Annotated in this window: 7 protein-coding genes; 3 read left to right on the top strand and 4 right to left on the bottom strand. The window is 66.2% G+C overall.

From position 1 onward, the window contains the following. Window positions 1-135: 135 nt before the first annotated feature. Complete coding sequence (locus DVW87_RS08575; RefSeq protein WP_147276240.1) at window positions 136-840, bottom strand: 2OG-Fe(II) oxygenase; 705 nt, start codon at window positions 838-840, stop codon at window positions 136-138. A 275-nt stretch (window positions 841-1115) separates the two neighbouring features. Here DVW87_RS08575 and DVW87_RS08570 point away from each other — a divergent pair, with 275 nt between their 5' ends. From DVW87_RS08570 to DVW87_RS08560, 3 genes are all read left to right on the top strand, one after another. Beyond that, complete coding sequence (locus tag DVW87_RS08570) at window positions 1116-1592, top strand: hypothetical protein (protein WP_114687384.1); 477 nt, start codon at window positions 1116-1118, stop codon at window positions 1590-1592. Window positions 1593-1595: 3 nt separating this feature from the next. Then, window positions 1596-4121 carry a M10 family metallopeptidase C-terminal domain-containing protein gene (locus DVW87_RS08565; protein ID WP_114687383.1) on the top strand — a complete coding sequence of 842 codons (2526 nt, stop codon included), beginning with the start codon at window positions 1596-1598 and terminating at the stop codon, window positions 4119-4121. Between the two features lie 291 nt (window positions 4122-4412). Beyond that, on the top strand, window positions 4413-7676 hold the full coding sequence (locus tag DVW87_RS08560; protein WP_114687382.1) for a VCBS domain-containing protein: 3264 nt from the start codon (window positions 4413-4415) through the stop codon (window positions 7674-7676). Window positions 7677-7824: 148 nt separating this feature from the next. On the opposite strand, the gene DVW87_RS08555 is transcribed toward DVW87_RS08560, so the two are convergent. The 3 genes from DVW87_RS08555 to DVW87_RS08545 are packed head-to-tail and all read right to left on the bottom strand — an operon-like array spanning window position 7825 to window position 12671. Beyond that, window positions 7825-9555, bottom strand: a complete 1731-nt coding sequence (locus DVW87_RS08555) for a TolC family protein (protein ID WP_114687381.1) — start codon at window positions 9553-9555, stop codon at window positions 7825-7827. Window positions 9556-9566: 11 nt separating this feature from the next. Next, window positions 9567-10919: an HlyD family type I secretion periplasmic adaptor subunit gene (locus DVW87_RS08550; RefSeq protein WP_114687380.1), complete on the bottom strand. Its 1353-nt coding sequence runs from the start codon at window positions 10917-10919 to the stop codon at window positions 9567-9569. Between the two features lie 6 nt (window positions 10920-10925). After that, complete coding sequence (locus DVW87_RS08545) at window positions 10926-12671, bottom strand: type I secretion system permease/ATPase (protein WP_114687379.1); 1746 nt, start codon at window positions 12669-12671, stop codon at window positions 10926-10928. Window positions 12672-12700: the final 29 nt, after the last annotated feature.

Raw genomic sequence — 12700 nt, 5'->3', positions numbered from 1 at the left:
TCTGTACAAAAGCGACATTCCACCCTTCCTCGAGTGAGGCAGGGCAGGTCGCTACACTCAAAAGAAGTAACCCGTCGCGGACGGGTCTTGCATGCGGCAAGGGCAGCGGCTGTGATCGCGCCGTGCTGCTCGGGTTTATCGTTCTTCCAGCATCCACCCGGTGATCGCCAGGCGCGGGTTCGCCGCAAGCGGGGTTACCCAGCTCACCGAATGTGCCTGGGGCACGGCAAAGACCGCCAGCGTGTTGAAGGCGGGAGTGAAGGCGCGAACCACGTTGCCGCGCGCATCGAAGAACTGCAGCAGCCCGCCCCAATCGGGATGCCATTGTCCGCTGAGGTTCATCACATAGGCTGCGCGGCGACCCTTGCCGGCGATATGATCGTCGTGTGTCGTCAGGAACTGCCCGGGCCCATAGCGGCTGGCATGTCCGTCGAGCCGCTCGATCGTGTCAAAGCCGGTTACCTGACGGACAAGCGCCAGCATGTCCGGACTGTTCATGAACCGGTTGAACCGGCGCAAGGGAGCGTCCGGCGCTATCGCCTCCGTTTCGCGGATGGTGTCGTAGCAGAACTGAAAGCCGCGCCTTCCGCCGTCCACGATGTCATGGGCGATCGCGCGCCGCGCGTCCTCGTCCAGTTGGGCGTAGGCCGCCTGGTCGTAATCGAGGACCGTTGTTCCGCGGTTGAACGTAAGCTTCCAGTCGCCGCTGAGCGAAAGGTCGCGGCCGAGCGCGCGTGCGGTGTCGTCCGTCAGAAAGCCGCTTATCTGAATGCGCCCATGCGTGTCGAACGCGGCCGACAGAGCGGTGACGTCCAAGTTCTCGGCCCTTCGCAGATCCAACAATGCGTTCCTTTTTCGATCTCTGTTTGACAGCACTGACAAAGTTCGTAGACATTAACAACATATCAACACTTCGGTGCGGGCGAAAAGTTCGACGGTGTTCGGTATGTGTGACCGTGGGTCGCGGGGCGCCATTGGGAGGCTCCGGACCATGCGGGTCGGGGAGGTCGAATGTGGTCGCATGGACAGGGGTGGCGTCGGTTGCGTTCGTTGCGGTGCTTTCCCTTACGGTTGGTGACGGTTTGGGGCACCGGGCAGCGGAGCAGTCGGCTCCGGTGAAGTCGCAGGCCGGCGCGGGCGCGCGTGACATCCGCTATCGTGGCGTGAAGCGGGCCGTGGTGCTCGCGCAATATGGCCCGCGGGGTGAAATTGCCGGCGGGGAAGCCTCGCAGGCGCTGGGCGCGGAGATCGTCGATCTCGCTCGCGTGAACGCCCCGGTGCCGGTTGATGGGGTCGAGGTCGGCGATCCTAGCCTGCGCGACGGCGCAACGCTGGTGGTGATCGTTCAAGCTTCCGTTGTTTCCGATCCCTCCGGTGTCGGCAGGCTGTTCGCCGTGACCGCACGTCCGCTGTTTAGCGGCGGGCGTGAGCCGGCCCCACAATATTTTGGCGCTGCGCCGCTGGTGGTCCGCTTTGCGGAGACCCCGGGCGGCCGCGCCGACCGAGCGCGCGCGATCAACGCGGTGCTGGACGAGGTTCTGCCCTGGCGCCGCCGTGGCGAGGGCAGGGCAGCAGGACTTACAGGGGAGTAAGCAATGGCGTACACACGTAACATCGAAGACGGCTATCATGACGACTGGTCGGTCGGCCGGGTCTATGCCGAAGACGTCGCGGCTCCGACGCACACCGCGCCTCTCGAGCCGCTGGACGCATCCGTCGACGGACAGGGCGGCACCATCCGCGGCAAGCCGGTTTTCACGATCGACCAGGCCGCCTATTACCTCAACCGCGGCGACGGCCTGATCACCGAGGGCGGCGTCACCTACCGCTCCGGCGCGAACTGGGACGGGGCGCAAGGCACCGCCAACAACGATTACTATACGCTGGCGAACTCGAAGGGTCATGTCGCGGGTACGCCGCTGACCACGCTCGCCTTTGGCTTCTACGAAACCAAGGCAACGCTGCCGGACCCGTATGTCTACACGCAGCTCGCCGACGGCACGAACCAGCAATATATCGGCCTTGCCGTGGCGAACGGCTTTTCCGCGCTCAGCGCCGATCAGCGCGTGGCCGCACGTCAGGCGATCGGCATCTGGGACAGCCTGATCAAGGTAACGTTCGTGGAGAAGGCGTTCGGGGACGCCGACATCAACTTCATGAACACCACCACGGGCCCGGCGCAGGCATCCGCCTACCTCCCCTATGACTACGGCCGCACCAACATCGTGCAGGACGACGGCACGCTCGTGACCTATGAGGAGATTTCGGGCGACGTGTTCATCGCCACGCCCAGCATCAACTCTTCCAACGCGCTGTTCGACGAAGGGCAGTACGGCCTCACCACGCTGATCCACGAGCTTGGCCACACGCTGGGCCTGGAGCATCCGGGTTCGTACAATTTCGGTCCGGACTTCTCCGCCACGTACGAGAACGGTGCGGAATATTATCAGGACTCGAACCAGTATTCGATCATGTCCTACTGGGACTCGGAAGAGACCGGCGCCAACCATGTCGATTGGGAGCTGCTGACCTACCGCTATCCCTCCACGCCGCTGGTGCACGACATCGCCGCCATTCAGCGCATCTATGGCGCGGACACGACCACCCGCACCGGCGACACCGTGTATGGCTTCAACAGCAATGCCGGCGACGAATCGTTCGATTTCAATCTGACGCCGATGCCCGTCGCGACGATCTGGGATGCCGGTGGCAATGACACGATCGACGTGTCGGGCTATTCCACTCCCTCGATCATCGACCTGAACGAGGGCCAGTTCAGCAGCGTGGGCGGTTATTATTCCACCACGGTCCCGACGCTGGACGAGATCAACGCGCGTCGCGCCGCCGCCGGTCTCGCCCCGCGCACCCAGGCGACCTATGATCTGTATCTCGAGATCACCGGCGACACCTATCGCAACGGCCTGATGACCGACAATCTCTCGATCGCTTATGGCGCGATCATCGAGAATGCGATCGGCGGCTCGGGCGACGACCTGCTCATCGCCAACGGCGTCGCCAATCGCCTGGTCGGCAATGGCGGCCTCGACACGGTGAGCTATCGCAGCGCCACGGCGGGCGTGGTTGCCTCGCTGACGACGGGCGGCACCGGCGGCGCGGCAGCCGGCGACACCTACAGCACGATCGAGAACCTGCAGGGCAGCGCCTTTGGCGACACGCTTTCCGGCACGACGGGCAAGAACGTGCTCACCGGTCTGGCCGGCAACGACACGCTGCTGGGCACCGGCGGCGGCGACACGCTGGATGGCGGCGCGGGCACCGACACGGTGAGCTACCGCAACGCAACCGGCGCGGTGACCGCGTCGCTCGCTTCCAACACCGGCACGGTCGGTCTGGCGGCTGGCGACGTCTACATCTCGATCGAGGGTCTGGAAGGCAGCGCGTTCAACGATACGCTGTTCGGCGGCGCCGGCGACGATCTGCTCTATGGTCTGGCGGGTGATGACCGGCTGATCGGCGGCGCGGGCAACGACTCGCTGTACGGCGGGCGCGGTACCGATACGCTGCGCGGCGGCATCGGCAACGATGTGCTGTCGGGCGATGCGGGCGACGACACGCTCTATGGCGAAGATGGCAACGACACGCTGCTCGGCGGCGATGGCAGCGACACGCTGGTCGGCGGCGCGGGCAACGACGTGCTGCGCGGCGGTGGCGGCTATGACGGCCTCACCGGCGGCACCGGACGCGACGAGTTCGTGTTCCGCCAGGCCGACGCCATCGATCCGGCCACGGCGACGGGCGGTAATGCCGCGCTGCGCGGCTACAATCGCGGTGGCTATGGTGCCGTGGACCAGTGGGCGAAAATCGGCGACCTGAACTTCGGTGAGGGCGACTTCGTCCGCATCACCGGCTTCACCAAGCTGTTCGCGGCGGCCGGCACGGCAGCAGGGAGCAGCTATGCCAGCAGCTCGGGCGACTTCGTCCTGGACTCGCAGGCGGACGTCAACAACCTGGCATCGTTCCTGCGCAGCCATGCCCAATACGGCGCCGTGACCGAGCGTTTCGGCAACCAGGACGGGACCAGCTTTGTCATGATCGACGACAATGGCCGCGCCCAGGTCCTGGACCTCGGGTTCATCCATACCGGCCTTCCGATGCTCTGATCGCAGACGAACTGGTGCGTTGAGGAACGCCGGCCCGACTCGACGTCGGGCCGGCGTTTTCTTTTCTCATGCCGGGCAAATCTCGAAATCGGTCGACCGCAAGGCGCCGTCTGCGGATATGGGGGCGGCAATGCCGATCTGTTCTTCCTGCTTCTTTATGAGACAGAATGTTGGTAAATGGTCGTTATGACCTATTAACAAAAGATTGCTTCGATAGTTCTCCTCTGGTCTTTGCGCTTCTTAGCTGGCGTGCGGGGCGCCTGCGACCAGGTAGATCCAGGGGGCTGGGGCATGACTGTAGCTAAGACGACCACGATCGTGGGTTCCAATCGCGACGAGACGTACACCTACAACATGTCCGCCAACGCCGGCAAAAACATCGACGTCGATGGCAAGGGCGGCTGCGACACACTGCAGCTTGAATTCACGCGTGAACAATGGATGTCGCCGGCCGTGCAGGCCGACATCGCTCGCCTGCGTTTCTACCTGCTCACCAACTTCTTCGACTGCGACTTCACGTTCAGGGCGTTCAACCTGACGATCAACGACTTCGAACGCGGCCGCATCTTCGTGGATGGCGTCGAGATCTCGCTGGCGGACAATTGCGTGACTGCACGCAATGACTCGTTCGCGCTGAAGCAGGATGGGCGCATCTCGGGTTCGGTGGTCGCCAACGACACGGCGTCCGACCTGATCCGGTCGGTGTCGCTCCTCTCCGGACCCGCGGCGGGAACGCTGGAGCTGAGAAATGACGGCACCTTCACCTACGCGACGGGCGACGCCTTCGATTATCTCGCCGCCGGGCAGACGGCGCAGGTGAGCTTCACCTACAAGGTGGTCGATGCGGATGGTGACTGGGACACCGCGGTGGCCACGCTGACCATCACCGGCGTGAACGACGCCGCGGTGATCGGCGCGCCCACGGTCAGCCAGGTTGTCGAGGACAAGGACATCGCCTCCGGCAAGCTCGTCGCCAAGGGAACGCTGTCGATCACGGATGCCGACAAGGGCGAGGCAAGCTTCCGAACGGCGGTGGTGCCCGCGTCCGGTACGCTCGGCACGCTGACGCTCGCGGCCAATGGCAGCTACACCTATGCGGTCGAGAACGCTGCCGTGCAGTACCTCGCCGCGGGCGAGGCCAAGACCGAAACCTTCACCGTGACCGCTTTCGACGGCACGCAAAAGGCGATCAGCTTCACGATCACCGGCACCAACGATGCCCCGACGATCACCTCGGCCGCGCAGAAGGGCGCGGTGATCGAGGACGCCGCCAGGACGACCGCAACGGGCACGATCGCCTTCAGCGACGTCGATCTGAGCGATCGCCACACCGCCAGCTTCGCCGCCGCGACCGGCCAGGGCGCGCTCGGCGCGTTCGCGCTCACGGGGGTGTCGGAAGCGGCAAACGCCGCAGCCGGCAGCGTCGGCTGGAGCTACACGATCGACAACGCCAAGGCACAGTTCCTCGCCGCCGGCGAGACGCGTATCGAGACCTACACCGTCACGATCGCGGACGGGAAAGGCGGCACGCTGCAGCAGGCGGTCAGCGTCACGATCACCGGCACTAATGATGCGCCGACGATCACCTCGGGCGCCTTCACGGGCTCGGCCGCCGACGGTTCGCCGTCACCGGACGTCACGGGAACGATCGCGTTTGCCGATGTTGACCTTGCGGATCTGCACCGGGTGAGCGCGGCGCCGGTCGGCTCCACGCTGGGCACCCTGACGGCGAGTGTCACGGCCGACAGCAAGGGCACCGGAACGGGCGGCGCGGTTACCTGGTCCTACCATGTCGACCCCGCGGCGATCGCCTTTCTGGGCGCCGGCGAGACCAAGGTGGAGCATTTCGCCGTCACGATCTCGGACGGGCAGGGCGGCGCGGTCGCTCGCGATGTCGCGATCACCCTCGTCGGCAGCAACGATGCGGCCGTGATCGGCACGCCTGCGGTTACCGCCGTTGTCGAGGATGAGGCGGTGAACGCGGCGGGTCAGCTGACGGCGGTTGGCACCCTGTCGATCGCCGACGCCGATCAGGGGCAAGCCTATTTCGCGGGCGTGGACAGCGCGCCCGGCAATCTCGGCACGCTGACCCTGGCCGCCGACGGCGCCTATACCTACGCCGTCGACAACACGCTGGTGCAATCGCTCGGCGAGGGGGTCGTGCGCAGCGAAAGCTTCACCGTTCGCGCCGCGGATGGAACGAGCGAGCAGGTGGCGTTCACCATCACCGGCGTGAACGACGCGCCCGTCGCCCGGGACGATCACTTCACCGTCTCGGAAACAGGGCTTGCGACGCTCGACGTGCTGGCGAACGACAGCGACGTGGATGCAGGCGATGCACTCGCACTTTCGATCGTCAGCCAGCCGGTCGAGGGGCAGATCGTGCTCGATCCGTCCGGATACTTCGTCTTCAATCCCGGCGCGGCGTTCCAGACGCTGTCGGTGGGGCAGAGCGCGGAAGTCGGCTTTGACTATCAGGTGTGGGACGGTCACGGCGGCAACAGCACCGCGCATGCGACGATCCTCGTGGAAGGCGCCGGACGCTTCGTTTCGCCGTTTCAGACCGATACGCAAAAGGCGCTCGTCAATCACCAGAACGTCTCGCTGTCGCTCACCGGACCCAAGCAGACGGGTACGCTGGACGGCCATGTCGATGTGGCGATCGATCTCGGCGCGGCCTCGGTCAACAAGAAGAACATCTTCTTCGTTGTCGATATCTCCGGCAGCACCAGCCTGAAGTTCGCGGGCACGCCGGTGGGCGACCTCAATGGTCGCGACGGACCCAACACCATCCTGGATGCCGAAATCGCCGGGCTGCTCAAGCTGAACGGGAAGATCAACGCGCTCGGTTATTCGCCGGACGACGTGACCGTCACCGTGGTGCCGTTCAATTCCAAGGCGAATCCGGCCGACTGGGTCAGTTCCAAGCCAACGCCCAACATCCAGACCCAGACGTTTCAGCTCGGCAGCGGCGGGATCGATCCGTTCCTCAAGACGCTGGATGCCGGCGGCGGCACCAATTACGAGGAAGCGTTGCAGGGCGTCATCGAAAAGTTGCAGGTGCTCGACCCGACGGGCGTGGAAGGGAACATCGTCTACTTCCTGTCGGACGGCGAGCCGAACCCGGTCAACAGCTTCGGCGACGAGATCGAGTTGCTGAACACCAAATATCACGCGCTGATGTCGGCGATCGGGGTGGGCGCATCGGTGCCGCTCCAGTATCTCGACATGATCGACAACACCGGTGGAGCGGAGCGGGTGACGTCCACCGACCAGCTGAGTGCGGCGCTGCTCGGCTCACCATTGTCGCCGAACCATGTCGTCGACTTCGACCTGTTCGTGAACGGTGTCCAGATGGCTGACATCGACTTGGACGATCTCGTCTCCGGCCCGTCCGGCTTCACCTTCGGCACGGACATCGATCACCTGCGCGCGCTTGTGGGGCAAAGCAACACCATCACCACGTCCATCACGCTGGACGACGGCAGGACGATCACGTCGAGCATCGACACTGCCGGCGTGCTTCCGGTGTCCACCGTCGATTTCCTGATCTGACCTCCGAACGGTTCGACCGCTTCCGGTTTCACGCCGGGTGCGGTCGCCCCGCCTGTCGGGCGAGCGCCGGATCGCCAGCCATCACCAAGCGACGGGTTTGCCGTCTCCGCTCCCACATCGCGAGCGCCTGTTGACGCAAGGCCCCCGTTCAGGGCTTCGCGGCGGAACTCGTCGCCGGCGCAAAGACCGGAGCGCTTGGCAGCGGCAGCGCGGCGTCCACCGCGAGCGCGGCACCGGCATCGCGCGAGTACCGATCGGCCTGCGTGTTGCGGTTCGCCACGCCGTCCAGCCCGCTGAGCGCCGGCGTCAGCAGCGGAATGTCGCCGCGCCGCCGCACATGCTCGAAATGCTCGTCCGCGTCATAAGGTGCCAGCCCCTGCACGATCATCGGCCCCTCGAGCATGCCGGCGGCCGCCAGCAGCGCTGCGCGCGCGAGATATTCATTGGCGAGCGTGGCGTTGTAGGTGGTGCGCACCGTCAGCAGATCACGGGCGAGATCAAGCACGTCCAGCGTTGAGCGATCGCCGGCGCGTTGCTGCAGCACCGCGCCCTGATACGCCCGCTCCGCCGCATCGATGGCGGCCTGATATCCGGCAAGCGACGCACGCGATGCCGCGACCTGGTCCCACGCGCTGGCGATCGCGGACCGGGTTTCGCGCAAGCTGGTGTCGAGCAGGCGCCAGTCCGACTGGTTGGCCTCCCGCGCCTCATCCACGCGCGCGCGACGCAGACCGGAATCGAGGATCGGCTGTGACAGGACCACCTGCCCGATCAGCTGCGTGGTACGCAGATCGTCGGTATAGGACGAAACGGAGCCATAGTCCGCGGTGCCGCGAAGATCGACGCGCGGCCGGCTGTCCGCCCGGGCGAGCTCGAGCGACGCGCGGCTGATCTTTTCCCGCGCGTTCGCGGCACGGATCAGCCCGCTGTTCGCCTCTGCATAGACATAGGCTGCCTCGATGTTGGCGAAGCGGATGTCCAAGAGGTCGGGCGGCGCGAGATCCCCCGGCGGCGCCCCGACATATTGGAGAAAGCTTGCCTGCGAGATCCCCAACTGACCCTCGGCCGTGACGAGCTGCGCCCGCCCGAACTCGACCCGGGTTCGCGTCTGGTCGAGATCGGTCTGGGTCAGGTCGCGCACGTCATAGCGCTTCTGGTTGTCCGAAAGCTGGCGCTCGAGCAACGACAGGTTCTCGCGGGCGATCGTCACCGCCTGGGCATCGCGCAGGGTCGACACATAGACGTCGACCACGTTGCTGAGCACCTGCGCCTCGGTGACGCGCAGCACGTCGCGTTGATATTGCGAGCCGGCGATCGCCTGGGCCTCGGCGGCGGCATTGCGGCCAAAGGTGAAGACGGGCTGGTTCAGGATCAGCGAGGCCGTGCTCGTCCAGCCCCTCGCACCCGCGAACTGGCCGGGCAACACCTCGGCGCGCGTGCGGGTGAAGGTATAGGCGCCGTTCGCCGACAGCGTGGGGCCAAAGGCGGAGCGCGCCTGCGGCACCCGGAAATCTGCCGAACGCGCGGTGGCGCGTGCCGACAGCAACTGCGGGTTGGTGCGATAGGCGAGGGTGATCGCTTCCGTCAGCGTGGTGATCGGCGCGATCGGGGGCGAGACGGGTGCCTTGCGATCATAGGGCAGCCCCGAAAGCGGCCCGCCATTGTCCGGCCGGTAGTCGCGCGGGCCTGCGGGCGCACGGTTCGAGGCGACGGGTGGAACGGATACCGGCGAAGCGGTGGTGCTGCGTGGCTCCACCGGAGGGCCGAAGGCGATGGCCTCAACGGATTGCGGTGCCTGCTGGCGCACCTGGGCGAGTGCCGGCGTCGCCGCGCAAGCGGCACACCCGGCGAGCAGTACCACCCTTCGCGAAAACGCCATCGGCCTCGTCCTCAATTGTCGCGGAATGCGCGGGCGAACTGGTCGCGCAACGGCTTGGTCAGATAGCTCAGCATGGAGCGGCTACCCGTCTCGATGAAGATCTCCGCCGGCATGCCCGGGCGCAGCTTCAGCTCCGGCCAGCGCGCCAGGTCACGGGGGTCCACCTCGACGCGAACCGCATAATAGGACTGGCGGGCCTCCGCATCGGTGGTGCGTTCCGGCGCCACGAAGATGACCTTGCCGCTGATCTCCGGCGTGGCCGTGTTGCTGAAGGCGGTGAAGCGGATGCGCGCGCGCTGGCCGTCGCGGAGCTGGTCGATGTCCGCCGGGCTCACCATTGCCTCCACGAGCAGTCGGTCGCGGTCGGGCACCACCTCCATGATCGTCTCGGCCGGGCGGATGACGTCGCCGATCGTGGAAAAGGCGATCTTGTCCACCGTTCCCGAATAGGGCGCGCGGATGACGCTGCGTTCATGCAGGTCGGCCGCGTTGACGTTGCGGATCTGTTCCTGGTTCAGCGTGCCGTTGACGGTGGAAAGCTGCGTGCCGGCATCGCTGCGCCGGGTTTCGCTCATCTGCAGCATCTGCTCGTTGGCCTCCGTGATCCGTGCCTGCGCCTGGGCGATCTGCGACTGGAGGTTGGCGATGCTGCCCTGCATGTCGGCGCTGGTGCGCTCGATCTGGTTGAGGCGGCCGATCGTGACCAGGTTCTTTTCCCACAGTTCGCGAACGCTCGCGCGCTCCGGCTCGATCAGCGCCTGCTGCTTCTGCAAAGCCGCGATCTGGGCGTTGAAGCCGTCAATCTGCTTGCGATACTGCACCACGCGGGCGGCAAGCTGCGCGCCGATGCCGCCCTGTTCGGTGCGGCGGATCCGGAACAGCTTTTCCTCGTCGGCCATCGCCTGGCGGGCGCCCGCATCGGTGCGCGCGCGGGTGCGCAGTTCGGCGGGAAACGCGATGGCGCCGGTGCCGAGCCGCTCCGCTTCCAGGCGCGCGCGCTGCGCCATCAGCTGGTCAACGGTCAGCGAGGAGAGCGTCGACTGGGTGCCCGTCACCTGATCGTCTAGGCGCATCAGGATGTCGCCCTTGTTCACATGATCGCCATTCTTGACGTAGATCGCGGAGATGATGCCGCCCGTGGGGTGGGCGACGCGCTTGATCCGCGATTCCACACCGACCTGCCCGCTGCCGACAACCGCGCCGCCGATCGGGATAAAGGCCATGGCGGAGCCGAAGCCGAACACCAGCACCGCGATCGCGATCAGCGACAGCTTCAGCCGCAACCGGATCATCCGGTCGGGATCATAGTCCACGAGAGCGGCCGGTACGGTACCGGCGAGCGCGGCGGGAAGGTTGCTGGCCATGATGTTTTACGCTTCCTTGGCGGCGGGCGGGCCGCCGGCAGTGCTGCCAACCGCGGCCGGCGGGCGATGCAGGGGGACCGGCTTGGCGGTGATCTTCTCCAGCACCTCGTCCCGCGGCCCGAACGCTTCGATGCGCCCATCGCGCAGGAAGCAGACATGGCTTACCTTGGCGAGCGCCGACGGGCGATGCGCGATCAGGATCGCGATGCCGCCGCGCTGGCGGATCATGACAACCGCGCGCTCCAGCGCCGCCTCGCCCGCGGCATCAAGGTTCGAGTTCGGCTCGTCCAGCAGGACAAGGAACGGGTCCTTGTACAACGCGCGCGCCAGTCCGATGCGCTGACGCTGACCCGCCGACAGTTGCGAGCCATCGGCGCCGACCGGCGTGTCATATCCCTGCGGCAGGTTGACGAGCATCTCGTGCACGCCCGCGGCGTCGGCGGCGGCGATAACCGCGTCCGAATCCGGCGCCGGGTCGAAGCGGGCGATGTTCTCGGCAACGGTGCCGTCCAGCAGCTCAACCGTTTGCGGAAGATAACCGATGAACCCGCCCAGCGTATCGGGATGCCATTGGTCCAGCGTCGCGCCGTCCAGCCGCACCGCACCGCGCACCGGCTTCCAGATGCCGATCACCGCGCGGCCGAGGGACGTCTTGCCGGCGGCGGACGGCCCGACGATGCCGAGCGCCTCGCCCGCGTTCAGCACGAAGTCGGCATTCTGCACCGTGACGCGCTGCGTGCCCGGAGGAGCAACAACGAGCTGCTGCACCGCCAGCTGCTGGCGCGGCCGCGGCAGCAGGGTGGAAACCGCGTCCGTGTCCGGCAGCTTGAGGAGCATCTCGTTCAGCCGCTTCCACCCCAGCCGCGCCTGGGCGAAGCCGCGCCAGTTGGCGATGGCCGCGTCCACCGGCGCCAGCGCGCGGCCCGACAGGATGGAGGAGGCGAAGATCACGCCGCCGCTCGCCTTGCCATCGATCACCAGCAACGCGCCCACGGTCAGGATCACCGACTGGAGCAGCATGCGGAAGATCTTGCTGATGCCGCCCAGCGCGCCCACCGTGCGGCTCATCCGGTCGTTGGCGGCGAGGTACACGCCGTTCACCTCCAGCCAGCGATCGCGCATCCGGTTGCGCATGCCCAGCGCGGTCAGCATCTCCGAATGGCGGACGTTCGACTCCGCCATGCCGTTGCGCACCGCGCCGATCTGCGACAGCTGCGCGATCGGATCGCGGGTGCGCCGATCGGTGATGACGGTCAGCAGGATGAGGATGATCGCGCCGATCAGCGCGGTGACGCCCAGCCAGTAGTGAAGCAGAAACAGGATGCCGAGGAAGAAAATGATCCACGGCAGGTCGATCAGCGCCGCCGGACCACCCCCGGCCAGAAAGGCGCGGATCTGATCGAGGTCGCGCATCGGGATCAGCCCGTCGCCGGTCTGCTGGGCGCCGCTGCGCGCGAAATCGGTGATGACGCGCTGCACCTCGGGCGCAAGCTCCCGGTCCAGCGCACCGCCGACATCGGCAAGGATGCGCGACCGCGTGCCGTCGAACAGGCCCTGGAACAGGTACACCACGACGATCATCGCCAGCAGGCTGAACAGCGTCGGCAGGCTGTGGCTCGGCAGCACCGAGTCATAGACCATCATCATGTACAGCGAGCCGCCGAGCAGCAGCACATTGAGCACCGCACTCAGGATGGCCACCGTGATGAACGCAGTCCGATAGCGAGCGATTGCCCAGCCGAGGCGCGACATGCGCGACCTACCCGTGAAGCCCAACATTG

This window comes from Sphingomonas aracearum, assembly GCF_003345355.1.
Classification (GTDB): domain Bacteria; phylum Pseudomonadota; class Alphaproteobacteria; order Sphingomonadales; family Sphingomonadaceae; genus Sphingomonas; species Sphingomonas aracearum.
Note: the sequence above shows the minus strand (reverse complement) of the source record. Positions and strands in the feature narration are given on the sequence as shown.